The following is a 24,338-nucleotide window of genomic DNA, read 5'->3' as shown; positions in this document are numbered from 1 at the left end:
CGTCGCTCAGCGACCGAACAGTCCGGCGTTGATGCGGAAGTAGAGATACAGCAAGGGCGGGACCAAGCCGCAGATCAGCAGAAGTAAGGTGCGCCAGTCGGTTCCCAGCATGATGTCGCCGCCGGGTCCGGTGAACGAGCAGATAAGGAAGCCGAAGGTCCACGCGCCCAAAGGCAGCAGCGCCGCGCCGATGCGGTGGGTCACCGAGCGGACACCCATGACCAGCGCGACATTCACCACCCCGGCCAACACCGCGGACAGCGGGAAGGCGACGGTTCCGATATAGGTGGGGAGGTAGAGGACTTCCAGGGCCAGGGTGACCAGGGCATCCAAGACCAGGACGCCGATGATCACCGCGCCCAGTCGCAGGGGCTCGGGGGTGCCGTAGCCGCGATCTGTTGCCTTCTCGACGTCGACCCTCACGCGACCGGCGGGTAACCGAGGAGGGTGAGCAGATGGCTCTGCATATCGACGAACGAGTACAGCACCGACATGTAGAGGTCGTGCTGTTGCTGCGCGCCGGGGCGCAGACTGTCCACGAAGGCAGCGATGCCGTTCTGCAGGTCCCAGTTGTACATGATCGGAGTCTATTCCGAGATCAGTCACCTTCGATGGGGATGTTCGCGACAACTGGGAATTCGCCGGTGTAGCCGCCGCGCATCGCCGCGATGGCGAGTACCCGTTTGCGGGCGGCGTACCAGCCGATGATCAGCGCAGGAACGATCAGCACCAGCGAGGCAACGGTCCAGGTGCCGACCGGATAGTCGACACCGGTGAGCACCACCACGAAGAACAGGAAGGCCAGCGTGAGCAGGCCGGTCCACGGCGCGCCCCACATGCGGAACTCCGGACGCTCCAGCTTGCCCCGCTGCCACCAGCGCCACAGCTGCAACTGGCACAGCACGATGGTGGCCCAGGAGGCGATGATGCCGAGCGAGGCCATATTCAGCACGATCTCGAAGGCGCGTTCGGGCACGATGCCATTGAGCGCGATACCACACAGCGCGATCAGACTGGTGAGCATGATGCCGCCGTAGGGCACACCGTTGGCGCCCATGACCCCGGTGAACTTGGGCGCGCTGCCGTTCATCGACATCGACCGCAGGATGCGTCCGGTGGAGTACAGGCCAGCGTTGAGGCTGGAGAAGGCGGCGGTGAGCACGACGAGGTTCATGATGCTGCCGATACCCGGCACGCCGAGCATGGTGAAGAAGGTGACGAACGGGCTCTCACCGGATTTGAAGCTGGTGTAGGGCAGCAGCATTCCGAGCAGTACGAGCGAACCGACATAGAAGACCGCGATCCGCAGGATGACCGAATTGATCGCGCGCGGCATGATCTTGGCCGGATTCTCCGTCTCCCCCGCCGCGGTGCCAACCAATTCGACTGCGGCATAGGCGAATACGACACCCGTGGTGACCACCACCAGCGGCAGGATCCCGGTCGGGAACAGTCCGCCGTGATCGGTGATCACACTCGGACCGGTCGCCGCACCCTGCACGGTGAATCGGCCGATCAGGAATACGGTGCCGATGATCAGGAATGCGCTCAGCGCCGCCACCTTCACCAGCGCGGCCCAGAACTCCATCTCGCCGAACCATTTGACCGAGACCAGATTGACCCCGAGCACGATCACCAGCGCGATGAGCGCGAGCAGCCACTGCGGAATATGGGTGAATCCGGCCCAGTAGTGGAAATACTGAGCAATCGCGGTGGTATCGGCGATTCCGGTCATCGACCAGTTCAGGAAGTACATCCAACCGGCGACGAATGCGGCCTTCTCACCGAAGAATTCGCGGGCATAGGAGACGAACGAACCGGACGACGGCCGGTGCAGCACCAGCTCACCGAGCGCACGCAGGATGAAGAAGACGAAGACACCGCATACCGCGTAGACGATGAAAAGTCCTGGTCCCGCGCTCGACAGCCGACCGCCCGCACCGAGGAACAGACCGGTCCCAATGGCACCGCCGATAGCGATCATCTGGAGCTGACGCGGTTTGAGACTCTTGTGGTACCCGTGGTCCTCGATATTCAGGTGAGCCCTGTCGCCAACCGCTGTCATGAACCGCTATCTCCTCATCGATGTGCAAAATCACACAGACGGTACCCGGTGCTATTAACGGCCGCGACAGCAACCCTCAGGCAACAGTCCGTAGCCCGCGCAGTGTCGGGCCGAGACGTGCTGCTGCTACAGCCCCGCCAGTAGGTCGTGCTCGCGTCCGTCCGCCCCCACCGGACCCCGGATGCCGCGAACCAGCACGAAGTGCTCCTCCGGAAGTACCGGCTGCGCAACGTTATTGGAGAGCGCGAATTCCCGCCCCGACGGCGCGACGGTCACCTGCGTGGCATGCGCACGCAGCGCCGCCCGCTTGGCGGCCAGCGAATCGGATACATCGACGGTGGTCGTCACCGTATGACTCGGCACGCTCGCGAGTTCCCCCGCGGCGGGTAGCCGCCAGCCGGACGGCAATGCACCGGGCAGACCGTCCACGGTCCGCCGGGCCAGCGCCTCGGTGTGCAGGCGCAACATATCGGCGTCGGTCACCGTCCAATAGAACTTCGGGGTGTCCCAACCCTGCTCGGCGGCCGCGGTGACCGCCGCCGAGGTGACCCAGTGCGCCCGGATATGGTCCGGATGCCCGTAGCCGCCGTGCGGGTCGTAGCCGATTACCACCGCGGGCCGCAGTTCCAGCACGATCGCGGTGAGCGCGTCCACCGCGGCGGCGCCGGAATGCACGAAGGCCCGCGGATGCTCGGCGGACGCAGTGCCCGCCATACCGGAGTCCCGCCAATGGCCCGCTCCGCCGAGGAAGCGCGGCGGTCCGGCCTGCAGCGCGGCCAGCGCCGCGGTCAGCTCCGATATCCGATATCCGCCCAGCTGATCGGCGTGCTCGGCGGTCAACTGCGCCCACTCGTCCCCGATCACCTCACCCTCTTCGCCGAGGGTGCAGGTCACCACGGTCACCGGTACGCCACGGCGGCGGTAGTGCGCGATGGTGCCACCGGTGGAGATGGACTCATCGTCCGGGTGGGCGTGCACCAGCAGCAGTCCACCCGTCATGGGATCCTGCGCCACATCGCGGCATCACCGAAGATGCCGACCTGGATGGCCCCGCTCAACGATGCGCCGTCGACCCGCGGTCCGGATGCGGCGACGACATTGTCCTGCACGATCGGTAGCACCGTGGCCAGCGCCCACAGCCGCGGTTCGGCATCGGCCAGTGCCCGGCCGAGTTCGATACCGCGCAACGCCTCGTCGATCGAGGGCTGCAGTCCGGGATCACAGACGCCGGACAGATTGCTCGGCGCCTTCTTGGCCGCCTCGATGGCGGTCTGCGAATTCCCGTTGCTGGCACCGGCTTCCACCGGCGGGCAGCCGTAACGGGAGGCGAGTACGGTGGCCGGATCCGAACCGGCGACCTCCCAGCCGACAATGGCATCGACGCCGCCCTCGGTGAGTTCCTTGCCGTAGAGCGTATCCGCGGGGAGGCTGCGCACACTGGCATCGATTCCGGCACTGCGCAATTGGTCCGCGGCGGTATTGGCGACCGCGAGCGCGGTGGCGTCACCCTGCACCGCACCGATCCGAATCGCCAGCGCCTTGCCGTTTTTCGCGACCGAGCGGGGCCGGGGCGCGGGTGAGGTCGGCGACTGCACCGGCGGCGTCTCCGGCGCACGTCCATACCCCGCCTCGGCGAGCAGCGCGAACGCCTCATCCGCGGACGGACGCGGCGGCGCCGTTGGTGCATAGCCGGGATCGGACGGCGTCAGGATCTGCGCACGCACCGGCTCGACCCAGCCACCGGTCTGCCCGGCGACGGTGGCCAGCAGCGTCGGATCGATCAGCGCGGTCACCCCGCGGCGCACCCGCGGATCGCTGAGATCGCCGCTGCGCCCGTTGATCACGAACTGGAGCTCACGCGATTGCGGCATGATCGCGGTCCGCACCGACGGGATCGCCGCCAGCTGTGCCTGGGTCGCGACACCGCCGTGCACCAGCGCCATCTGGGCATCGCCGGTGCGCAGCGAATCGGCCAGCTGCGCGGGAGTTCCGCCGCGGCGCAGCAGAATCTGGTCCGGCGCCGCGGGCGTGCCCCAATAGCGATCGTTGCGTTCGAGCAGAATCTCGTCGCGCCCGCGATCGGTCGATTTGATGCGGAAGTTGCCGCCCGAGACCTGAACTCCCTCGACCAGACCGGTGGCGAAACCGCCGGGCTGATCCTTGATCAGGTGTGAGGGCAGCAGATTCGTGAACAGCTCACGCCAGGCCGGATACGGCTCGGTCATCGTGACGGTGACCGTCTTACCGCCGCCGGAGGAGCTGATATCGGCGATGTGCCGATAGCCCGCCGGATCGACGACACCCGGCTGGGTGATCATCTGCTGCCACAGGAATCGGAAGTCCTCCGCGGCGATGGGCGCGCCATCGGACCAGTTCGCCTGGTTGCGCAGCGTGTAGGTGATGGTGAACGGTTCCTGCGCGGTGATATCGGCCGAAACCACCAGCGCCGTATCGGGCACCCACTCGGTGGCGCCGGGCACTGCCGGATTCGGCACCGGCCGAAACGGGCTCGGCAGCACCATCGAACTCACCGCCGCGGTAGCCGGTGACTGATCGGAACGCAGGTGCGGATTGAACCCGATGCCGATGTCGTCGATGGCCACCACGACCGTGTTCTTGCCCGGTTTGGCCGGTGTCGTCTTGGGGCTGTCGGTGCTCTCGATCGGCGGTGGCGGATTCGCGGTGCATCCGGCGAGCACCGATGCCACTGATCCGAAGACAGCCAGCGCCGTCATCATGATCAGCATCGTGCGCATCGTCGCGCGTCGTATAGCCCCCGTGCTCACGTGCCGCACTCTACTTGGCCGCGCCGTCGCTCGGCCACGCAGACCAATCCGATAAAGGGCCATGCCTTTACAGCGCGGCCCGGTCCCGAGCCTTCCGTCTCGACAGCTCGCGCCCGCGTTCGGTGGCGCCCAGGATGACCTTGCGCACCCGGACGATCTCGGGCGTGACCTCGACACATTCATCGGCGGCGCAGAACTCCATCGCCGCCTCCAGGTCGAGTTGCAGCGGCTTGGCCAGCGTCTCCATCACATCGGCGGTCGAGCTGCGCATATTGGTCAGCTTCTTCTCGCGGGTGACATTGATATCGAGATCTTCGGCGCGCGGGTTGATGCCGACGACATGCCCCTCATAGGTGTCCGCACCCGGCTCCACGAAGAACTGACCGCGATCGGCCAGCTGGATCATGGCGAACGGGGTCACCGAACCGGCGCGGTCGGAGACCAGCGAACCGGTGTGGCGGGCCCGGATCTCCCCGGCCCATGGTGCATAGCCGTGCGAGACCGCGTTGGCGATACCGGTGCCGCGGGTTTCGGTGAGGAAGTCGGTGCGGAAGCCGATCAGACCGCGCGAAGGCACGATGAACTCCATCCGCACCCATCCGGCGGCGTGGTTGTTCATCTGCACCATCTTGCCCTTGCGGGCCGCGAGCAACTGGGTGATCGCACCGAGGTACTCGTCGGGGCAGTCGATGGTCAGCTCTTCATAGGGCTCGTGCACCTTGCCGTCGACCTGCCTGGTGACCACCTGCGGCTTGCCGACGGTCAACTCGAAGCCCTCGCGGCGCATCTGCTCGACCAGGATGGCCAGCGCGAGCTCGCCGCGGCCCTGCACCTCCCAGGCATCCGGGCGGCCGATATCCAGCACGCGCAGCGAGACATTGCCGACCAATTCGGAATCCAGGCGCGACTTCACCATGCGGGCGGTCAGCTTGTGCCCCTGCACCCGGCCGACCAGCGGCGAGGTATTGGTGCCGATGGTGACCGAGATGGCGGGCTCATCAACGGTAATGCGCGGCAGTGCGACGGGGTTGTCGAGGTCGGCCAGGGTATCGCCGATCATGATGTCCGGAATGCCCGCGATGGCGACGATGTCACCGGCCACCGCGACCTCGCCTGGCTGACGCTCGACACCGATGGTCTGCAGCAATTCGGTGATCTTGACCTGTTTGGTGCCGTCGGCGTGCATCCAGGAGACGTTCTGGCCCTTGCGCAGCTCACCGCTGTAGATGCGGACCAGCGCGAGACGGCCGAGGAAGGCCGAGGCGTCGAGGTTGGTGACATGCGCCTGCAGCGGCGCGGCCGGATCGCCCTTGGGCGCCGGGATGTTCTCCATCAGCACGTCGAACAGCGCGTCCAGATTCTCCGCATTCGGCGCGCTGCCGTTCTCGGGCCGTTCCTTGGACGCCTTGCCCTCACGGCCGGAGGCGTAGAGGACCGGCAGGTCCAGCGCGAGTTCGGCGGCCTCCGCGGCCTCGTCGTCCAGATCGGAGGCGAGGTCGAGCAACAGATCGTGGCTCTCCTCGACGACCTCTTCGATCCGGGCGTCCGGACGGTCGGTCTTGTTCACCACAAGGATGACCGGCAACTTCGCGGCCAGCGCCTTGCGCAGCACGAAGCGGGTCTGCGGCAGCGGCCCCTCGGACGCGTCGACCAGCAGCACGACACCGTCGACCATGGACAGACCGCGCTCGACCTCACCACCGAAATCGGCGTGGCCGGGGGTGTCGATGACATTGATCACCGTGACCGAACCGTCCTGGTGATGCCGGTGCACCGCGGTGTTCTTGGCGAGAATGGTGATGCCCTTCTCGCGCTCCAGGTCGCCGGAGTCCATCACCCGGTCGACCAGCTCGGCCCGCTCGGCGAAGGCGCCCGACTGGCGCAGCATGGCGTCGACCAGCGTCGTCTTACCGTGGTCGACGTGGGCCACGATGGCGACGTTGCGAAAATCGCGTGCAGACGACACGCCTCAATCCTCCTGCTGTTGGGTGTAGATTCCGGCTGCATCCGATTTCGGCGTGATCGAGACCCTACGTGGTTACGCAGGCTTCCTCCTCCGGGTCCTGACGATCCCGCCAGGCACCCCTGCAAACAGGTGGAGAATCGATACTCACCGAGCATTGCGGCCAGCTACACACAGTACCGGTATCCCGTGGCACCGCAGACCAGGAGTCCGCTAAGGGTATGCTAACCAATCATGGGCAAGGTAAAGGCTAAGCAGGTTTCGAGCCTGAAACCCAAGAAGAAGTGCTGTCGCAAGAAGACGCGCTGCTTGAAGTGCCCTGTCGTCATCATGCGGATGAAACGCCTGGAAGCGGCCGGTTGCTGCGGTAAGGAACTGAAGAAGGGCCTGAAGAGGGCCCGCGCCGCCTGAATCGACGATTTCGCCACGCGCTCCGATTTCCGGATGCTTTCGCCCCGCCCGGGGTACAACTCGGATATGAGCGCTCCCAAACTAACTGAGGCAGAACTCACCGAAGCTTTGACCCAACTGCCGGACTGGACCCACTCCGGCGACACCATCACCCGCACCGTCAAGGCCAAGACCTTCCCCGCGGGCATCGAACTCGTCCGGCAGGTCGCCGAAGTCGCCGAGGCGGCGAACCATCATCCCGATATCGATATCCGCTGGCGTCGGGTGACCTTCACACTGTCCACCCACGACTCGGGCGGACTCACTGCGCTGGACGTGTCGCTGGCTCACGAGATAGATCGGCTTGCGGCGCAATCCGATTGACCAGACGCCCCGCCCACATCACCCAGACGTAGCAGACCAGCACGCCGAGCACATCGACGGTGCCGAGCCAGGACAGCACGCCTGGCCGCGAGATGGTCCAGATCGACGGCTGCGCGAACGACAGCACCCACGGCACCCCGATCAACGTGGTGACCAACCAATAGCCGGCGAGTATGCGCGCGCCGGGCGCCTGCCGCAGCGGCCCGTACACCAGCCACATCACCGTGGGCAGCAGCCACACGAAGTGATGCGACCACGAGATGGGCGACACCATCAGCCCGAACAGCTGCACGATGATCAGAGTGCCCAATCGGTCATCGGGACCGAGTGCGCGCCAAGCGAAGAAGGCCAGGACGGCGACCACCGCGACGGCCGCCAGCCACCACGGTCCGGATTGGACGTCATAGCCGAGCAGACGGCTCAGCGCACCGCGCAGCGACTGGTTCCAGACCGAGCCGACCGGACCGATCCGGTCGGCGTCACCGAGCAGGGTGCCGAAGTACCGCTTCGCCTCCTTATGGTTGATCAGGAAGCTGACCCCGACCGTCGCGCCGAATACCACCGCCGACCACAGCGCGGTGCCCCAGCGCCGCCGGGCCACGAAGTACAGACCCGAAATCGCTGGCGTCAGTTTGATTCCCGCGATCACACCGATCAGCCCACCGGATAGCCACCAGCGCGAGCTGCGCACCGCGAGCATGGCCCCGAGCACCAGGAACACATTGACCTGGCCGTAGTCGATCGTGGTCCGCACCGGCTCCATCCAGATGCCGATCGCGGTCCACCAGACGGCGGCGGTGCGCCACTTCGGCTCGCGCATCCGCTCTTTGCCGAGGATCAACTCGAAGGCGATCCACACCACGACATAGAGCGCGGCGACAATGGCCAGCAGCCAGAGCACCGCGATCACCGTGAACGGCAGATAGTGCAGCGGGAAGAAGACCAGCGCCGCGAACGGCGGATAGGTGAACGGCAGCGGGAAGTCCGGGGTCTTCTCGGCATAGGTGAAGTCGTAGAGCCGGTCGGTCAGCAGATCCGCCGAACCGTCGACATAGACGTGCAGATCGACGAGATTCATCCCGTTCTTCGACAGCAGCATCCACAGCAGCCTGGCCAATACGGACAGACCGAGCACCGGTACAGCCAATCGGAGGCTTCGGTTCAATTCGCAGGCTTTCAAGTCGGTTCCGGGTCGTCGGCCTGGTCCCGCGAGGTTCGGGGATTCGGCGTCAGAGAGCTGGAGGCTGTGACTACATTAACCGTCGTCTCGATAGATCCCACCAATCCCCTGTACTCCGGTACGACCCGCCGAGCCGACCCGCATCTCATGGCACTGCGCGTGCGGCGGGGCCGGAATGCGGTAGTTTGCGTAGCCGCAGCGCGCCCCACGCACTAATGCACACTGATAACATTTGCATCACCTTTCACTCTGGTAACAGCAGATGGCGATACCGTCTGATACCACTGATCGTCCACAACAGAATTAGGGGCTTGGCGGCTGTACACATGGCGATCATGTCCCTAGAGTGACCCCGAAACGATGGCTTTTTGCATCGCTCCTGTGATGTACCCGAGGTTAAGGACGGCTAGACCAGTGCTTCGCACCCGAGGATCGCGGATCATGTTGTCCGCGCTCGCCATCGCAGCGAGCGCTTCGCTCGCCGCGCCGTCGACGGCAGTCGCGGCACCGGCCCCAGCACCCGTCGCATCGCGGAACGCCATTCCCATGGTTCCCGAGGGCGTCCCGATCGATATGCTCGCCGCATTGGCCCCGGCCATTGTCGGCGCCATCGCCGGACCGGCCGATGCCAAGCCGGTCGCCGATGCCAAGCCGACCGCGGATTCGCCGAAGAACGCGATCCTCGATCAGGCGCGCGCCCTGCTGGCGTCGCTGAACCTGCCACCGCAGATCAAGTCCACGCTGGAACGGATCATCACCTTCCTGGATGGCAGCGGTGGCGGCGGCCCCGAGGTCCCGCAGGGTGGCCCGGCCATCGCCCAGTTCCTTTACCCGAGCATCGGCAAGGGCTGCATCGGCCCCGGCGCCGATTCGGTCGGCACCGCACTTGCCGTCCCGGGCCCGGCCACGCTGCCGCCGCCGGGACCGCAGGCCGGTCAGACCGGATTCGTGTTCACCGCACTCGGCACCAAGGGGCCGACGCCGGACCAGAATCCGCCGATGACGGTCCAGTGGCTGAATCTCGACACTCGCCAGTCCGGCGTCCAGCCGCTGACCGATGAGGCGAAGATCAACCCGGACGGTCCGGCCACGCTCTCGGCGATCGTCAACACCGGTTCGGGACGGGTGGTCGCGGTCGTCGGCGGTTCGCTGACCACCAAGGCCGAGGACGCCGACCCGCGGACCTGCTCGTTCCTCCCGATGCTCGGCTTCTTCACCGTCGCCTGATTCCTCCCCGCGAAGCCCGGTGGCCCGAACAAGGCCGCCGGGCTTCGCTGCTGTCGACACATCGTCCGAATCGTCGCGATAGCGCGCCGTCGGGAAGGGACTGTGGTAGACCAAAGCCATGGCGACTGTCGATAATTCGCTTCGGTCCCGTTCCGCGATCCACCCGGGTCATTCGATCCGGAGCAAGCGTTCGCGCCGTTCGATCCTGTCCATCCGCTCGGAAGGCTCGATCCTGTCCATCGGCTCCGCCTACTCGATCCTGTCGATCGGCAGCGTGGGCTCGATTCTGTCCATCGGCGCCGTCGGATCGTTCGGCTCGGTGATCTCGTCGTTCTCGATCGGCAGCCTCGGCTCTGCCTTCTCCGGCATCTCCCGCTGGTCGCTGTTCTCCTGGCGCGGCGACCATGAGGCCCCCGATAACCGCCCCACCCTGCGCGTGGTCCCCGACGACGAACCCGAACTCCGCGTCGCCGCTACCGGTCACTGCCAAACTTGACCGCCTCCCCGGATACTTAGGCCATACCAGTAGGTGCCCCTAAAGTTACGTTCAGGTCCTGCGTCAGATATCTGGTCGGATTTTGGACGTACCCGACGAGTTACCCATGTTCTTCCAAGATCAGTTGGTCAGTTCCGGCATTCGCCGGAACTACGTGACCTCGAACATCTTCACCATTGGCCGTATTCGGCGGCCAGGATGTTGTTCACGTCGACACCTATGCCGTCGATGGCTCGCTTGTCGATCTCGATCTGGTGCAGATGGGCGGATGGGTGCACGAAGCCCTTCGGTGTGCCCCAATTGTGCTGCCAGTACCAGGACCCCAGGTCCGCGACCCGGGCCAGCTCGATGGTCGGTGAGTTCGCGTAGATACCGACGTTCTGCTTGCCGATCACCGACTCCCAGCCCAGGATGTAGGGCGCGATCATGGTGGCGAAATCGACCGCGGTCGGATTGTCGTCGATGGAGGCGTAGATCGGACAGTTCTCCGGGCCGCCCGCGGCGAGGTGCAGTTCCAGCCCGCGTGCCGCGTGCTTCTTGCCCGCCTCCATACCGCCGCGCCAGTCGGCGGTCGATCCCTTGCCGAACTGGTAGTTCGACACGATTGTCAGACCCGCGGCATGTAATTGGTCGACCTCGATGGCGCGCAGTGGCTTACCCGCCATCCATTCCGCGCCGGGGCGGCGATCCGAGACGTAGCGGATGACGCCGAGGTGGCCGTCGTCCCGGATGGCGCTGGCCGCGGGGACGCCACCGGCGTAGTCGACGAGCGTGCCCAGCACACCGGCGGCCGCGGCCCGCGGTGCGGCGATGCCGACGGCTGCGGCGGCGGCGGTATAGGCGAACAGTTGGCGGCGAGACACAGAGATGGAACGCATCGCAGGACTCCTTACGCACAAACCCGACCATGGACAGGTAGCGTGCCCGGCGCACCTTCCCCAAGGTCAACTCGCGCGCCGGGAGCCTCGAACGTGCACTAATTTCACCATATTCACATTGGAACCGCCAGGCCCAATGGAAACATGAATCACATTCGCCACATGCGTTAAGTGAACCGGTTCAGGCGATGCCGTCGATGCGCGCGGCCACGTCGATGGTCCGGCCCGAACTGTCCGCGAGCTCTTCGCGCACCACCCCCGCTACCTGCGCGACAACCTGCTTTTTGATACCAGCGAGCACACCGAGCGTCGCGGCCCGCATACCGTGCGCCTTGAACTCCAGCCGCAGGTCATCCGGTGCGGGCGGCGGCACATCGACGACGATCAGCAGCGGATCGGCCGCCCGCGCGATCAGCACCAGCGGAATCTCCACATCAGCGCGATAGCGGTTGGCCTTGAGCACATCGACGGTGATATCCAGGCTCACCGGCAGCGTCAGGTCGAAGGCCACCGGCTCATCGGAGCGCACCGCCAGCTGCGGCAGCCGGACACTCCCCTGCACCGTCACCGTCGCGGAGTTGCGCGGGCCGGTGCGCAGCGGTCCGATCTCGATCGGACGGCCCGCTATCCGCTCGACGAATTCGAAGACCCGATCGCGGGTCACGATGCGGGCAAAGAACTCGTGCCCGAATTCGTCGTAGCCGATCCAGTCGAAATCGGCCCGGGTCGTGTGCGCCGAGCGGACGCCGTTGATCATGGCCTCGACGTCGAAGACCCGGCCGCGCCGGGCCTGCGGATCGGCCAGCATCACATTCACCCGATTCGCGACCTCGCGCTGCACCACCCCGGCGATCGGGTCGAGCAACCATTCCCAGGCAGCATCGATGGCCCGGGCACGCAGCACAAAGCTGACGTCGCGGGCGGTGATCGGCGGGATATCGATCACGATGAGCAGCGGGGCGGCGGTGCGCGCGTGCAGTACGAGGTCGATTTCGGCGACCGCCTCCAGCCGCAATTTCCGGCCGCCGAGGGTGACCTTCACCGCCATCGACAGCGGCACGGTGACCTCGAATGTGACATGCGGGCCATTGCGCAGAATGACCGGTTTGCCCACCTTGCCCTCGGCGACGAACCCGGCCAGCCCTGCGGGTCCGAGGGAAAACGGTCCGATCGTGACGCCGCGGCCGGTCATCGCGGAAACCGCCGCCTCGATCCGCTCCGCCGTCACCGCGTGGGTGACGAATCGTTCCCCGAAATCGGCATAGTCGATCCACATCGGAGCGTCGGTCGTTTCCTCGGTCGGCAGCATCAGAGTTTCCGAAACCCTTACCTTTCAACGGACACTCGACACGGTACGCGACGCGGATTTCGGGGAGGTGGGGCCCGATGTGCCCGATCCAGGGGTCCCTGTCCTGCTGATGAGGGGGTAGCAGGACAGGGACCGAACGACGGCGCTGCCGGGCGCCGCCGAGTCAATGGTAAGTGCTGCCGCAGGACCCGCCGACAGTGCACACGCACTGGTGGACCGGCTCAGCCGCAACACTATTCACAATCGGACGAATCCGACCACCCCGGGCGCATCGGCCAGCGTCCAGCGGTGGGTCGAGACCGCGCCGAACTCGTTGCCGCCGACGGTCGTCACGGTGGTCTCATCGGCCGCGAGAACCATATTCGGATGCTGACCAAAGGGGCTCTGTTCACTGTAGAACAGCACGTCACCGGCGAGTCGAACCCCCGTTCGAGCACCGTGACGATGCGCACTGGGTCGGATCCGGCTCCCGCGACAAGACGCTCCATCCCTGATGCTCCGTTCTATGCTCGAGCGACCAACGGATCTCGTGCCGCACCGAATGGTTGTTTCAACGGGCCGAAGGCGGGGCAGTCTCGTCGAAGGCGTAGCGGCACTTGGTCATTGCCGGTGCCGCACCGGCCGATTCTCATCGCGGCCGAGCGGCCGACGCGATAGTCTCCGAGGACACCGGGCGACGGGGAGGTACGGCCCTGGACACACTGTGGACGTTCGTGGTGCATCGGCGCGCACAGCTGATCACCGACTCGTATCTGCACGTCTCGGCGGTGGTGCAGGCACTGCTGCTCGCGACGATCGTCGCCGTGCTGATCGGGGTGCTGGTCTATCGCAGCCCGATCGGTTCCTCGGTGGCGACCGCGCTGGCCAGCGCCATTCTCACCGTGCCGTCGTTCGCACTGCTCGGGCTGCTGATTCCATTCCTCGGACTCGGTGTCGGCCCGACCATTACCGCACTGGTGCTCTATGCCCTGCTGCCGATTCTGCGCAACACCATTATCGGGCTGGCCTCGGTGGATCCGGCGATCGTCGACGCCGCGCGCGGGGTCGGGATGAATCGGCTGCGGGTGCTCGCGCGCATCGAACTGCCGCTGGCCTGGCCATCAATTCTGACCGGTATGCGCGTCAGCACCCAGATGATCATGGGCATCCTCGCCATCGCGGCCTATGCCAAGGGACCCGGACTCGGCAACCTGATCTTCTCCGGCCTGGCCCGGCTCGGCAGCCCGAACGCGGTGCCACAGGCGCTGGTCGGCACGATCCTCATCGTCGTGCTCGCGCTGCTGCTCGACGGGATCTTCGTCATTGTCGGCCGACTCACCACCTCTAGGGGAATCCGTGACTGATACCGAAACCCGCGGCGACAGTACGGCATCGGCGGTGTCCGGCGTCGAGATCGTGCTCGATGCGGTCACCAAACACTATCCGGGCCAACGTGATCCGGCCGTCGACCGGGTTTCGCTGACCATCCCGGCTGGCGAAATCGTCGTGCTCGTCGGGCCGTCCGGCTGCGGTAAGACCACCACCATGCGGATGATCAACCGACTGATCGAACCGTCCTCGGGCACCATCACGATCGGCGGTCACGATGTCACGGGCGTGAATCCGGACCAATTGCGCAGGGGCATCGGCTATTCGATCCAGCAGGCCGGGCTGTTTCCGCATATGACCGTCGCGAAAAACGTTGCGACGGTGCCGGGTCTGATCGGCTGGGACCGCAAGAAGGTGGCCGCACGCACCGATGAAATGCTCGATCTGGTCGGCCTGGATCCCGATACCTACCGCCATCGCTACCCCAGGCAGCTATCGGGCGGTCAGCAGCAGCGCGTCGGCGTGGCCCGTGCGCTGGCGGCCGATCCGCCGGTGCTGTTGATGGACGAGCCGTTCGGCGCGGTCGATCCGATCACCCGCGGACTGCTACAGGACGAACTGCTGCGCCTGCAATCCGAACTGGGCAAGACCATTGTCTTCGTCACCCACGACTTCAATGAGGCGGTGAAGCTCGGCGACCGAATCGCGGTGCTGGGCGACCGATCTCGCATTCTGCAGTACGACACCCCGGCGGCGATCCTGGCCGATCCCGCGGATGAGACGGTGGCCGGTTTCGTCGGCGCGGACGCTTCACTCAAACAGCTCACCCTCACCCGGGTACGCGATGTCGAACTCGGCGATTGCCCGACGGCAGTCGAAACCGATTCGGTCGACGGCCTTCGCGCCGCACTGGCCGGACGCGATTGGCCATGGGCGCTGATTCTCGACGCGCAGCAGCGGCCGCTGCGCTGGGTGTCGAGTGAGCAACTGGCGCAGGCGAATTCACTGCGCGACAGCGGATCACCGGTCGGCGAGCAACTGTCGTTGCAGTCGACCTTGCAGGATGCGTTGGAGGCCCTACTCGCCGAGCAGACCGCGACGGCGGTCGTCACCGGCCGCCGCGGCGAATACGCGGGGCTGATCACGATCGATACGCTGGTCGGTCATCTGTCGGCCATGCGCGCAACGCATGCGGGCGCGCAGACGGACGCGCCGATATGACCACGGCCACCACCGCACCGCCGAGCACCTCGCCGACGACACTGCGCCGGGCCGAACGGATTCGGCTGCTCGTCCAACCGGCGCTCGTACTGGTGCTCACCGCGGGCGTGCTGGTGTGGGCGTTCCGGCGCGATCTCACCGTCACCCAGCAGGCCAGCATCAGCGTATCCAATATCGCGACCGTCACCTGGCAGCATGTACTGATCACCGCGACGGTGGTGGTGATCGTCGTCGCGGTCGCGGTACCGCTGGGCACGCTGCTCACGCGGCCCGGATATCGCCGTCTGGCGCCGCTTTTCGTCGGCATCGCCAATATCGGAGCTGCTGCGCCCGCCATCGGTCTGATCGTGCTGTTCTATCTCGCGACCCGTACCACCGGGTTCTGGATCGGTGTGGCACCGATCGCGTTCTATGCACTGCTTCCGGTGCTGCGCAATACGATTCTGGGCTACCAGCAGGTGGACAGCGCGGTCATCGATGCCGGGCGCGGCCAGGGCATGTCGGCGCTGACGGTATTGCGCCGCATCGAATTTCCGCTCGCCATTCCCTACATTCTGGCCGGGCTGCGCACCTCACTCGTGCTGGCCGTCGGTACCGCGACGCTGTCGTTCCTGGTGAGCGCGGGTGGTCTCGGCATTCTGATCGATACCGGATACAAGCTGCGCGATAACGTCACGCTGGTGGTCGGGGCGGTGCTGGCGGTCGCGCTGGCACTGCTCGTCGACTGGCTGGGGGCGTTGGCCGAACAGTATCTGGGCCCGAGGGGGTTGAAGTGAGGGCGTGGGTACTGGCGATCGCTGCGATATTCGTCCTGGGCGGCTGCGGATTACAGTCCGGCAGCGCGGTGCCGCTTCGAGTGGGTCCGGGCAGTATCCGTCCGGTGCCGGAACTCGACGGTGTGGCGATCACGGTGGGCTCCAAGGATTTCACCGAGCAGAACATCCTCGGCTACATCATCGAATTCGCACTGTCCGCGGCCGGTGCGCGGGTCCGCGATCTGACGAATATCCAGGGCTCCAACAGTGTTCGCGATGCGCAGTTGCACGGCCAGATCGATATCTCCTACGAGTACACCGGCACCGGCTGGATCAACTATCTGGGCAATGAGAAACCGGTTCCGGATGAGATCGGTCAGTTCGAGGCGGTCCGCGACGCCGATCTGGCCGCGCACGGCATCGTGTGGACGGATATGGCACCGATGAACAACACTTACGCGCTGGTGATGAGCGCCAGCACCGCGAAGCAGACCGGTGTTGTGACGCTGTCCGACTATGCCCGGCTGATCAGCACCGATGCCGATGCCGCCGCGACATGCGTCGGCACCGAATTCAATGTGCGCCAAGACGGTTATCCGGGAATGGCGCGCAAGTACGGGATCGATATCGGCAAGGTGCACAAGCAGATCGTGCAGGACGCGGTCGTCTATCAGGCGACCGCGGATGCCAAGCAGTGCCGGTTCGGATCGGTCGCGGCGACCGATGGCCGTATCCCGGCCCTCGGGCTGGTATTGCTGAAGGACGATCTCGGGTTCTTTCCGAAATACAATGCGGCGCTGGTGATGCGGAAATCCTTCGCCGACGCGCACCCGCAGGTCGCGGTCATCATGGAGCCGATCTCCAAGAAGCTGACCAATGCGGCGATCACCGAATTGAACCGGCAGGTCGATGTCGATGGGCGCGAACCTGCCGAGGTGGCACGCGATTGGATGGTCGCCGAGGGCTTCGTCACCGCTCGCTGACCGAGCCGAACCGGCCTGAGCGTGCACATGGTGAATGCGGCGAATATTGACCGCTTCGGCGAAACTGCGCACGCTCAGGCCGGATTCGGTGGCGGGACTATGCCCGCGGATCGCGACCCAGGTAGCGCAGCAGCTCATCGACCACCGTGTCGCCCGACTCATCATCGACGATCGCGGCGTAGGCACCCCACTGACGCAGCGGCTCAATGATTTCCGCCTCCGGACCGCCACCCGGGGCCGGGTTCACGGTGCGCGCCGCGGTGAGCAGGTGACCGGCGAGTTCATCGTTCAACGGGGACGTCTGCCCGGTCGCGATCGCGATGTCCCAGGCGTGCACGGCGGCGTCCAGTGCGCACATGACCGCGGCCACCGGAGTCGGCAGCGCGCCGTGCGGCAGCGGGGTGGGGACGGTCTCGGTCTCGTCGGTGACCGTGGCCCAGGCAGCCGCGGTCTGCTCGACCGCATCCAGCACCAGCTCGGCGGCGGTGCCGTCGAGTGCGCCGGAGGGGGCGAAGGGGTTGTACGCGGGCCCGTTTCCGATGCCGAGCGCCATGGCGAAGGCGAGCTGATCACCCGTGGCGTGCTGAATCACCTGCGTGACATCCCATTCCGAGCACGGGGTCGACAGCTGCCACTGATCGTCGCGGATACCGGCGACGACATCGGTCAGCGCGCGGTAGGAGGTGGCAACGACATCGCGCCAGACGGGGCGCAGGGTCGCGGTGGCGTCGACGGCGGTGGTGGCGGTGATGCTCATGATGGGCCTTTCAGGCTGTGCTGTGTGCTTCTTGCTGATGTCACCAAGCCTATGGGGCTATTAGGCTAGTTTCGTTCCTAATACATCGGCTTCAGCCAAAATAATTTTCGGGAGGCGACGGTGGCGGCCACTACAACGCGAGTCCTGCGCTTGCTATCCCTGCTGCAGGACCGCGCGCATGCCGGCCGTGAGCTGGCCGAACGGCTGGGTATCACGGATCGCACGCTGCGCAACGACATCCAGCGACTGCGCGAACTCGGCTATCCGGTGCATGCCGAGCGCGGCGCGGTCGGCGGCTACCGGCTCGGCCGCGGCAGCACCATGCCACCGCTGCTGCTCGATGACGATGAGGCGGTCGCGGTGGCCGTGGCGATCGGCCTGGCCGAGGACGGTTCCACCGGCATCGCCGATATCACCGACAATGCCGGCCGCGCACTGGCGAAACTCGAACAGATCCTGCCGAAACGCTTGCAGCGCAAGGTAACCGCATTGCGCAATGCCACCGCGATCGGACCGGCTACCACCGGCTCACGCGAACCGGATGCCCCGGTCCCCGCCGCCGTGCTCACCACCCTCGCGGGCGCCATACGTGATGGCGCCACCGTGCTGATCGGCCTGGATACCGACGCGGACAAGGAAATCGAGCCCTACCGGCTGATCAACTGGCAGCGCCGCTGGTATCTGGTCGCCTACGATCTCGAAACCCATTCCTGGTGGGCGATTCCCGTCGCCCAGGTGCGGCGCGCGGTGGCGGGCTCGCGCCGCTTCGCGGCCCGATCGCTGCCCGATGAGGACCTGGTCGCCTTCGTCATGCGCTATATCGCGACCACCGGCTGGAAGGTACAGGCCAGGGTCACCGTGCTGGCCCCCGCCGAAACGGTGATCGCGCGCATCAACCCGGCCGTCGGCGTGGTGGAGGCCGTCGATGCCGATACCTGCGTCCTGCTGACCGGTGCCGACGCCCTGGAGACCATTGCCATCTACCTGAGCATGCTGATGATGGATTTCCGAGTCGACGGCCCGCCCGAGCTGGTCGCGCATCTGCGCACGCTCGCGCGACGATACACCGAGTCGGTGGCACTGGCGCCTTAGCGCGGCGGCATGCCCACAAGATCAGTGGCGTGGTGGGCGTCCGGCGCGCTGCTAGGGTCGAAGCGATGACGGCCGACGAGTTGTTCCTCGAACCCAACATCGGTAAGCCGAGCGCGAAGGTCGGATACTTCACCAGCCGACCGCGTTTCGACCGCTTCGCGGCGGCCTATCGCGACGGCATGGCGCAGCTCCCGAAACCGGTCGAGCGGGTCGCCGTGACCACGGCATTCGGGCCGGTGCGCGGCTATCGCTTCGGCGATAAGGGCGGCACGCCGCTGGTGCTGCTATCCGGTCGGCAGGCATCGACACCGATGTGGCGGGCAAATCTGCCCGGACTGCTGGCCGAGCGCACCGTGTGGTCCATCGACAGCATCGGCGAGCCCGGTGCGAGCACCCAGCGCACACCACTTGTCGGCTCGGCGGATCAGGCGGCGTGGGTCGCCGAGGCACTCGCGGGGCTCGGACTGACGCGGGCGCATCTGCTCGGCGTGAGCATCGGCGGCTGGCTCGCCGCCCAGGTGGCCATTCATCGGCCCGACTGCGTCGCCTCGGTGACCCTGCTCGATCCAGCGAATACCTTTGCGCCGCTGACCTGGAAGATGATCGCGGTTTCGCTCGGCAGCGTCATACCCGGTATGCCGATGCAGGTGCGCTACTGGCTGTTGAGCTGGATCTCCGGCGGTGCCCGCGCCGATGATTCGGTGCCGGAGGGACGCCTGATCGCTTCGGGTATGCGCGATTTCACCGGTGCCCAGCCGATGCCAGCGCGACCGACCCAAGCTGAGCTCACCGGCATCGGTGTGCCGGTGCTCGCCATCCTGGCCGGACGCAGCATCGTGCACGATGCAGAGCGCGCCGCCGCAACCGCACGCACCATTCCGGGTGCTCAGGTCGAGGTGTGGCCGCACGCCTCGCACGCCATCAACGGCGAATTCCCGGATCGGATCGCAGCACGGTTCGCCGATTTCATCGCCGGGCTCCCCGACGACAACGGGACCGATCCTCGCCGTTGAGGATCGGTCCCGAGGGCCGTTCGGGCGCGCTCGCCCGAAGATCAGGCGTGCCCCGCCTTATCGGCGGCATCGGCGGCCTTGCGCATCGGAATGATCAGCGTGAGCACAATGGCGACCAGGGCAGCGGCGGTGGCGATCAGGAAGGTGGTGTGGAAGCCGTCGCGCGATGGCAGCACGTGCGTGCCGAGCTGCATCGTCATATGCGCCAGCACCACGCTCATCACGGCCGAGGAAGTGGACGTGCCGATCGAGCGCATCAGCGAGTTGAGGCCATTGGCCGCCGCGGTCTCGGTAACCGGAACCGCGCCCATGATCAGCGCGGGCATCGCGGCGTAGGCCAGGCCGACACCACCCGCGACGATCATCGCCGCCACCATGAGCTCCCAGACGCTGTTCATCAACACCACGGCACACAGGTAGCCGACCGCGATGACCGCCGAGCCGAGCGCCAGCGTGACCTTCGGTCCGCGCGCCGCGGACAGTCGCGCGGAGACCGGCGACAGCAGAATCATCACGAATCCGGTTGGGGCCAGCGCCAATCCGGCATTGACCATGGACAGGCCGAAGCCGTATCCGGTCTGCTCCGGCGCCATCATCAGCTGCGGGAAGGTCAGCGACATGCCGTAGAGGGCGAATCCGACCGCGATGGAAGCGAAGTTGGTGAACAGTACCCGCGGCCGCGCCGAGACCCGCAGGTCGACCAGCGGCGAGCGCTGCTTTAGTTCGAAGAAGCCCCAGATCAGGAATACCACCAGCGACAGCGTGAACAGGCCGAGAATGCTCGCACTGCCCCAGCCCCAGTCCGCGCCCTTGGTGATCGGAATGAGCAAGGCCAGCAAGGCAATCGACAGCCCGACCGCACCACCGAAGTCGAACCGCGCGGGAGTGCGCACCGGCGACTCCGGTACGAAGACGAAAACCAGTGCGGCACAGACGACACCGAGTCCGGCCGCGGTCCAGAACAGCATGTGCCAGTCCGCGTTCTGGGCGATCGCCGCAGCCAGCGGCAGGCCGAGCGCACCGCCGACGCCGAGCGTCGCACTCATGATCGCCATCGCCGAACCCACCTTCTCGGCGGGCAATTCGTCGCGCATGATGCTGATGCCGAGCGGGATCGCACCGACGGCCGCACCCTGCAGCGAGCGTCCGACGATCTCGGGAACCAGCGAGGAGAACAGCGCGCAGACCACCGAACCGGCGACCAGCAACACCAGATTGGCGAACAGAACTCGGCGCTTGCCGAACATATCGCCGAGTCGGCCGCTGATCGGGGTCGCGACCGCACCGGCGAGCAGGGTGGCGGTGATCACCCAGGACGCATTGGACGCCGAGGTGCTCAGCAGCGTCGGCAGCGTGGGAATGATCGGAATGACCAGCGTCTGCATCAGCGATACGACCACACCGACCATGCCGAGGGTCGCGATGAGCAGGCCGGATGCCGGACGACGCCGGGCGTCGTCCGCGGTGACGGTCGGAGACGCGTCGGCTGCAACAGTCATAAATGTGTAAGGTACACATCATATGCATCGTGCACAATTTGCTATCGACGTGATTCAGCCGACATAGTGTGGGCCATGCCCGAACCAGGTCCCGCAGATAGCGATGCGCTCACCCGCCTCGTCTTCGAGTTGACCCTGCTGTCCCGGCACTTCCCCGCCTCACTGCTGCGGCGGCCGGGATTCCAGCTCGATCGGTCGGCGTATCTGCTCCTGACCAGACTGGAGATCGATTCCCCGCTCAGCCTGCGCGAACTGTCGGAGGCCTTCCAACTCGATATCTCCACCATCAACCGGCAGGTCGGCGCCATGTTGAAGCAGGGCCTGGTGGAGCGGGTCCCCGATCCGGAGGGCGGTATCGCCCGCAAGATCCAGGCCAGCGCCAAGGGCCTGGAATTGGTCGCCGCAGATCGGGAGCAGAGCAACGAGGGCATCGGCGCAGTCGTCGCCGACTGGAAGACCACCGATATCGCGCAGCTGAGCCTGCTGGTCTCCCGGTTCAACGAGTCGATCGAGCACATCGAAGACAACCCGTGGCCACGCCCGCCATGGGCCAGGTAGCGCGCAGCCCGGACGGTCGGGCAATATCGCTGCGGTGAGGTTCGGGTTCGGGATGATCGCGGGAGCGCTGCTCATGGCGTCCCCGCTCGCGTCCGGCTGCGGGCTCAGTGCCGAGACCGACGAATGGGACGGCTGGACGGTGACGGTCTATTACACGGCGGTCGAGTCCTATCACTCCGGACCGACCGAAACCGTGCGCGGCTGCAGCGACCTCGAATGCACCGACGCCAATATCGAAATCGGCGCACTACCGGAGAATTTTGTCGACGTGGTGCGCGAGGAGGGCACCGGCCGGATTACCAGCGGCGACCATGCTGGCGCCTACCTGAACTGGTCCTACGACGTCGGCTTCTGGCTCGATACCGAACCGCGCGATATCAGCGGCGAGGCGCTGCACCCGTTCGAGAGCGCGGCGGCCGACGGGCTCGACCCGGGAACGCGATTGCGGCTCATCGATTGCGGGACCCTTGATTTCGAATCCGACAGCGTGTGCGGCAGATTCAGCACCGCCACCTGGACGATCGGCGACGAATTCACGCCGGGTCTCGGCGGGCCACGACATCTGGACGTCTACATCGGCGAGGAGAACTGCGAAAGCTTCACCGAGGGACCGGATTTCGTGACGTTCGCCAATGCGACGCTCGAACCCGTCGGATACTGACCTATCCGGCCGCGAGGTAGACCCCCGGTGTGATGCCGTAACAGCGCCGGAACCAGCGGGTCAGATGCGCTTGATCGGCGAATCCGGCGGCGACCGCCGCCTCGCTGATCGGTTCGCCAGCGGCGATCAATCGACGGGCGGCGCGCAGTCGGAGCAGTCGTTGGTATTCGCTCGGCGCCAGACCATAATTGGCACGGAAGGCACGGTACATGGCGAATCTGCTGCATTCGGTCGTCTCGGCCAGATCGTCCATGGAAATGGGATCGAGATAGCGATCGTGGAGTACGGCACGGACCCGCCGCGCGATATCGGCTGCCGAACCAGCCTGCACGACTGATGTTTTCGTCGGTGTGCGGGTGCCACGCTGCACCAGCGCGGCAACCGATCCGGCAAGTGCCTCGTCGGCGGCGAGTTCGGTGGCGGGCCCGATCAGACTCGCACACAGTCGGCCGAGCGCGGCCGACAGCAGCGGATCGGGCAGCACCGGATCGGCGAACAGCGGCAGACCAGTAGGACGGCCCATCCGGTCGGTGAGCAGATCGGTGATCAACTCGGATCCGATGTGGACGATCCAGTAGGTGAATCCGAGTTCGGTCGTGCTGTGGCCGTCGTGTGGCTCGTCCGGATTGAAGGCCATCACCATGCCCACCGTGCTGGTGCGCGTCGCGCCGCGGCAGTGGAAGGTCTGCGCGCCGAATTCGGTCAGTCCGAAGGAATACGTTTCGTGACTGTGCGGGTCGTAGACGTGGCGTTCGAAATGCGCGTGCATCACCTCGACGGGCCGATCCGTCATCCGCCGGTACTGGACCCATTCGTGCTCGGTCACCGGTCCATTGTGGCCGCACCAGCGTTCAAGACTTGCTCCCGGCCCCCGCCGAGTATTGATCCGTGCGTATCCGATTGCTTTTGGTCCTGGTGATGGCATTGTGGGGCAGCGCGTTCGCCTCCTCGAAGCTCGCGGTACACGAGGTACCGCACGCGGTCGCGGGATTCCTGCGGTTCCTGATCGGCACGATCGTGCTGCTCATCGTGCTGCGCGCACCGCGGCTGCCCGTCGCCGATGCCGCGCGCGCCGCCGGGCTCGGGCTGATCGGTGTGTTCGGCTACAACTTTCTGTTCTTCCTCGGGCTTTCGCTGGCGCCAGCGGCCGATGGCAGCGTGATCGTGCCCATGGCCGCGCCGATTTTCACGGTTGCCGTGACGACGTTGTTCGGGCGTACCCGGTTGTCGCTCATCCGTATGGTCGGACTGACCACAGCGATTGCTGGCGCGGGTGTGTTTTTCCTCGGAATTCCGGCGAGCGGATCTCACCGGCTGGTCGGAGATATCGTCTTCCTCGCCGCGGCAGCTTGCTGGGCGGGCTATACCATTTTGGGGGCGCCGCTGTTGTCCAGGCTCTCGGCACCGACCGTCACGGTGTACGCCACCGCTGCGGGCACGCTCGTGCTCGGGTTCGTCGCGGCACCGGATCTCGCCGACGTCCCGTGGTCCGGGTTGGATCTGGAATTCTGGCTCAACCAGGCATATCTCGGGATGTTGCCCACCGCGCTCGCCTATGTCCTCTACTACCATGCGGTGGGGCAGGTCGGTGCGGCCACCGCGTCCGCTGCGATATTTCTCGTCCCCGCCTTCGGGCTCAGCTGTGCATGGGTGTTGCTCGGGGAATCCATCTCCGCTGTTCAGGGCCTGGGTGCGGCGCTGATGTTCGTCGGAGCCTGGCTCAATACCCGCACTCCCGGAGTCGAGCAGGCCGACAGCACGCACGCCGGACCGGACCGCCTGGTCGCCGCCGACCAATAGTGCTGCGCCTCAT

Annotated in this window: 26 protein-coding genes; 13 read left to right on the top strand and 13 right to left on the bottom strand. The window is 65.9% G+C overall.

Going from position 1 to position 24,338, the window contains the following annotated elements; all coding sequences use genetic code 11:
- Positions 1-6: 6 nt before the first annotated feature.
- The 6 genes from ABZ293_RS02040 to typA form a co-directional block, all read right to left on the bottom strand.
- On the bottom strand, positions 7-423 hold the full coding sequence (locus ABZ293_RS02040) for a hypothetical protein (RefSeq protein WP_355176843.1): 417 nt from the start codon (positions 421-423) through the stop codon (positions 7-9).
- Entirely contained in the window at positions 420-578 is a 159-nt protein-coding gene (locus ABZ293_RS02035) for a hypothetical protein (protein WP_355176842.1), read from the bottom strand. Before ABZ293_RS02035 ends, ABZ293_RS02040 begins: the two co-directional genes overlap by 4 nt.
- 20 nt (positions 579-598) lie before the next feature.
- Entirely contained in the window at positions 599-2,065 is a 1,467-nt protein-coding gene (locus ABZ293_RS02030) for an amino acid permease (RefSeq protein ID WP_355176841.1), read from the bottom strand.
- 126 nt (positions 2,066-2,191) lie between these two features.
- Positions 2,192-3,064, bottom strand: coding sequence for an N-acetyl-1-D-myo-inositol-2-amino-2-deoxy-alpha-D-glucopyranoside deacetylase (gene mshB / locus ABZ293_RS02025; protein ID WP_355176840.1), 873 nt, complete (start codon positions 3,062-3,064; stop codon positions 2,192-2,194).
- Positions 3,061-4,812: an ABC transporter family substrate-binding protein gene (locus ABZ293_RS02020; protein WP_355177127.1), complete on the bottom strand. Its 1,752-nt coding sequence runs from the start codon at positions 4,810-4,812 to the stop codon at positions 3,061-3,063. The genes mshB and ABZ293_RS02020 overlap by 4 nt, the downstream gene beginning before the upstream one ends.
- A 106-nt stretch (positions 4,813-4,918) precedes the next feature.
- Positions 4,919-6,817: a translational GTPase TypA gene (gene typA / locus ABZ293_RS02015; RefSeq protein WP_355176839.1), complete on the bottom strand. Its 1,899-nt coding sequence runs from the start codon at positions 6,815-6,817 to the stop codon at positions 4,919-4,921.
- A 231-nt stretch (positions 6,818-7,048) separates the two neighbouring features.
- On the opposite strand from typA, the gene ABZ293_RS02010 reads away from it, so the two are divergent.
- Both ABZ293_RS02010 and ABZ293_RS02005 read left to right on the top strand, forming a co-directional pair.
- On the top strand, positions 7,049-7,225 hold the full coding sequence (locus ABZ293_RS02010) for a hypothetical protein (RefSeq protein ID WP_355176838.1): 177 nt from the start codon (positions 7,049-7,051) through the stop codon (positions 7,223-7,225).
- 66 nt (positions 7,226-7,291) lie between these two features.
- Positions 7,292-7,588, top strand: coding sequence for a 4a-hydroxytetrahydrobiopterin dehydratase (locus tag ABZ293_RS02005; protein ID WP_355176837.1), 297 nt, complete (start codon positions 7,292-7,294; stop codon positions 7,586-7,588).
- Here ABZ293_RS02005 and ABZ293_RS02000 read toward each other — a convergent pair.
- Positions 7,527-8,768: a mannosyltransferase gene (locus ABZ293_RS02000; protein WP_355176836.1), complete on the bottom strand. Its 1,242-nt coding sequence runs from the start codon at positions 8,766-8,768 to the stop codon at positions 7,527-7,529. The two genes, ABZ293_RS02005 and ABZ293_RS02000, sit on opposite strands and share 62 nt — an antisense overlap.
- A 441-nt stretch (positions 8,769-9,209) precedes the next feature.
- Between ABZ293_RS02000 and ABZ293_RS01995 the strand changes: the two genes are divergently transcribed.
- Both ABZ293_RS01995 and ABZ293_RS01990 read left to right on the top strand, forming a co-directional pair.
- Positions 9,210-9,995, top strand: a complete 786-nt coding sequence (locus tag ABZ293_RS01995; RefSeq protein ID WP_355176835.1) for a hypothetical protein — start codon at positions 9,210-9,212, stop codon at positions 9,993-9,995.
- 118 nt (positions 9,996-10,113) lie between these two features.
- On the top strand, positions 10,114-10,491 hold the full coding sequence (locus tag ABZ293_RS01990; protein WP_355176834.1) for a hypothetical protein: 378 nt from the start codon (positions 10,114-10,116) through the stop codon (positions 10,489-10,491).
- 170 nt (positions 10,492-10,661) lie between these two features.
- Here the strand turns inward: ABZ293_RS01990 and ABZ293_RS01985 are convergent, their stop codons facing one another.
- From ABZ293_RS01985 to ABZ293_RS01975, 3 genes are all read right to left on the bottom strand, one after another.
- Positions 10,662-11,369: a DUF1906 domain-containing protein gene (locus tag ABZ293_RS01985; RefSeq protein WP_355176833.1), complete on the bottom strand. Its 708-nt coding sequence runs from the start codon at positions 11,367-11,369 to the stop codon at positions 10,662-10,664.
- Positions 11,370-11,550: 181 nt separating this feature from the next.
- Positions 11,551-12,678 (bottom strand): hypothetical protein, encoded by a 1,128-nt coding sequence (locus ABZ293_RS01980; protein ID WP_355176832.1) that lies wholly within the window; start codon positions 12,676-12,678, stop codon positions 11,551-11,553.
- Positions 12,679-12,915: 237 nt separating this feature from the next.
- Positions 12,916-13,038: a hypothetical protein gene (locus ABZ293_RS01975; RefSeq protein WP_355176831.1), complete on the bottom strand. Its 123-nt coding sequence runs from the start codon at positions 13,036-13,038 to the stop codon at positions 12,916-12,918.
- 332 nt (positions 13,039-13,370) lie between these two features.
- Between ABZ293_RS01975 and ABZ293_RS01970 the strand changes: the two genes are divergently transcribed.
- Genes ABZ293_RS01970 through ABZ293_RS01955 form a run of 4 tightly spaced genes read left to right on the top strand, consistent with a single transcriptional unit; the run spans position 13,371 to position 16,945 of the window.
- Positions 13,371-14,021 (top strand): ABC transporter permease, encoded by a 651-nt coding sequence (locus ABZ293_RS01970; protein ID WP_355177126.1) that lies wholly within the window; start codon positions 13,371-13,373, stop codon positions 14,019-14,021.
- Entirely contained in the window at positions 14,014-15,207 is a 1,194-nt protein-coding gene (locus ABZ293_RS01965; protein ID WP_355176830.1) for an ATP-binding cassette domain-containing protein, read from the top strand. The genes ABZ293_RS01970 and ABZ293_RS01965 overlap by 8 nt, the downstream gene beginning before the upstream one ends.
- Complete coding sequence (locus ABZ293_RS01960) at positions 15,204-15,983, top strand: ABC transporter permease subunit (RefSeq protein ID WP_355176829.1); 780 nt, start codon at positions 15,204-15,206, stop codon at positions 15,981-15,983. The genes ABZ293_RS01965 and ABZ293_RS01960 overlap by 4 nt, the downstream gene beginning before the upstream one ends.
- On the top strand, positions 15,980-16,945 hold the full coding sequence (locus ABZ293_RS01955) for a glycine betaine ABC transporter substrate-binding protein (RefSeq protein WP_355176828.1): 966 nt from the start codon (positions 15,980-15,982) through the stop codon (positions 16,943-16,945). The genes ABZ293_RS01960 and ABZ293_RS01955 overlap by 4 nt, the downstream gene beginning before the upstream one ends.
- 97 nt (positions 16,946-17,042) lie before the next feature.
- On the opposite strand, the gene ABZ293_RS01950 is transcribed toward ABZ293_RS01955, so the two are convergent.
- Complete coding sequence (locus ABZ293_RS01950) at positions 17,043-17,702, bottom strand: TIGR03086 family metal-binding protein (protein WP_355176827.1); 660 nt, start codon at positions 17,700-17,702, stop codon at positions 17,043-17,045.
- 120 nt (positions 17,703-17,822) lie between these two features.
- Between ABZ293_RS01950 and ABZ293_RS01945 the strand changes: the two genes are divergently transcribed.
- Together ABZ293_RS01945 and ABZ293_RS01940 are read left to right on the top strand one after the other, a co-directional pair.
- Positions 17,823-18,794, top strand: coding sequence for a WYL domain-containing protein (locus ABZ293_RS01945; protein ID WP_355176826.1), 972 nt, complete (start codon positions 17,823-17,825; stop codon positions 18,792-18,794).
- 65 nt (positions 18,795-18,859) lie between these two features.
- Entirely contained in the window at positions 18,860-19,807 is a 948-nt protein-coding gene (locus ABZ293_RS01940) for an alpha/beta fold hydrolase (protein ID WP_355176825.1), read from the top strand.
- A gap of 41 nt (positions 19,808-19,848) precedes the next feature.
- Here the strand turns inward: ABZ293_RS01940 and ABZ293_RS01935 are convergent, their stop codons facing one another.
- Entirely contained in the window at positions 19,849-21,306 is a 1,458-nt protein-coding gene (locus ABZ293_RS01935; RefSeq protein WP_355176824.1) for an MFS transporter, read from the bottom strand.
- 75 nt (positions 21,307-21,381) lie between these two features.
- Between ABZ293_RS01935 and ABZ293_RS01930 the strand changes: the two genes are divergently transcribed.
- A complete protein-coding gene (locus tag ABZ293_RS01930) occupies positions 21,382-21,864 on the top strand; it encodes a MarR family transcriptional regulator (protein WP_355176823.1) in 483 nt (160 codons plus the stop codon).
- A gap of 52 nt (positions 21,865-21,916) precedes the next feature.
- The gene (locus ABZ293_RS01925; protein ID WP_355176822.1) at positions 21,917-22,525 is read left to right on the top strand and encodes a hypothetical protein; all 609 of its coding nucleotides are present in this window, start codon (positions 21,917-21,919) and stop codon (positions 22,523-22,525) included.
- Between the two features lies 1 nt (position 22,526).
- Here the strand turns inward: ABZ293_RS01925 and ABZ293_RS01920 are convergent, their stop codons facing one another.
- Positions 22,527-23,351 carry an AraC family transcriptional regulator gene (locus ABZ293_RS01920; RefSeq protein ID WP_355176821.1) on the bottom strand — a complete coding sequence of 275 codons (825 nt, stop codon included), beginning with the start codon at positions 23,349-23,351 and terminating at the stop codon, positions 22,527-22,529.
- Between the two features lie 62 nt (positions 23,352-23,413).
- On the opposite strand from ABZ293_RS01920, the gene ABZ293_RS01915 reads away from it, so the two are divergent.
- The gene (locus tag ABZ293_RS01915) at positions 23,414-24,325 is read left to right on the top strand and encodes a DMT family transporter (RefSeq protein ID WP_355176820.1); all 912 of its coding nucleotides are present in this window, start codon (positions 23,414-23,416) and stop codon (positions 24,323-24,325) included.
- Positions 24,326-24,338: the final 13 nt, after the last annotated feature.

It is taken from the genome of Nocardia sp. NPDC005998 (genome assembly GCF_040614395.1).
Taxonomy (GTDB): Bacteria; Actinomycetota; Actinomycetes; order Mycobacteriales; family Mycobacteriaceae; genus Nocardia.
The sequence above is the reverse complement of the archived record's forward strand: the minus strand, read 5'-3'. Positions and strand labels throughout refer to the sequence as shown.

Bases quoted from the DNA above. Each gene is read 5' to 3' on its own strand.
- ABZ293_RS02020 (WP_355177127.1), bottom strand. From the start codon at position 4,812: ATGCTGATCATGATGACGGCGCTGGCTGTCTTCGGATCAGTGGCATCG.
- ABZ293_RS02005 (WP_355176837.1), top strand. From the start codon at position 7,292: ATGAGCGCTCCCAAACTAACTGAGGCAGAACTCACCGAAGCTTTGACC.
- ABZ293_RS01940 (WP_355176825.1), top strand. From the start codon at position 18,860: ATGACGGCCGACGAGTTGTTCCTCGAACCCAACATCGGTAAGCCGAGC.
- ABZ293_RS01950 (WP_355176827.1), bottom strand. From the start codon at position 17,702: ATGAGCATCACCGCCACCACCGCCGTCGACGCCACCGCGACCCTGCGC.
- ABZ293_RS01960 (WP_355176829.1), top strand. From the start codon at position 15,204: ATGACCACGGCCACCACCGCACCGCCGAGCACCTCGCCGACGACACTG.
- ABZ293_RS01980 (WP_355176832.1), bottom strand. From the start codon at position 12,678: ATGCTGCCGACCGAGGAAACGACCGACGCTCCGATGTGGATCGACTAT.
- ABZ293_RS01990 (WP_355176834.1), top strand. From the start codon at position 10,114: ATGGCGACTGTCGATAATTCGCTTCGGTCCCGTTCCGCGATCCACCCG.
- ABZ293_RS02035 (WP_355176842.1), bottom strand. From the start codon at position 578: ATGTACAACTGGGACCTGCAGAACGGCATCGCTGCCTTCGTGGACAGT.
- mshB (WP_355176840.1), bottom strand. From the start codon at position 3,064: ATGACGGGTGGACTGCTGCTGGTGCACGCCCACCCGGACGATGAGTCC.
- ABZ293_RS02030 (WP_355176841.1), bottom strand. From the start codon at position 2,065: ATGACAGCGGTTGGCGACAGGGCTCACCTGAATATCGAGGACCACGGG.
- ABZ293_RS01930 (WP_355176823.1), top strand. From the start codon at position 21,382: ATGCCCGAACCAGGTCCCGCAGATAGCGATGCGCTCACCCGCCTCGTC.
- ABZ293_RS01925 (WP_355176822.1), top strand. From the start codon at position 21,917: ATGATCGCGGGAGCGCTGCTCATGGCGTCCCCGCTCGCGTCCGGCTGC.
- ABZ293_RS01975 (WP_355176831.1), bottom strand. From the start codon at position 13,038: ATGGTTCTCGCGGCCGATGAGACCACCGTGACGACCGTCGGCGGCAAC.
- ABZ293_RS01935 (WP_355176824.1), bottom strand. From the start codon at position 21,306: ATGACTGTTGCAGCCGACGCGTCTCCGACCGTCACCGCGGACGACGCC.
- ABZ293_RS02010 (WP_355176838.1), top strand. From the start codon at position 7,049: ATGGGCAAGGTAAAGGCTAAGCAGGTTTCGAGCCTGAAACCCAAGAAG.
- ABZ293_RS01995 (WP_355176835.1), top strand. From the start codon at position 9,210: ATGTTGTCCGCGCTCGCCATCGCAGCGAGCGCTTCGCTCGCCGCGCCG.
- ABZ293_RS01985 (WP_355176833.1), bottom strand. From the start codon at position 11,369: ATGCGTTCCATCTCTGTGTCTCGCCGCCAACTGTTCGCCTATACCGCC.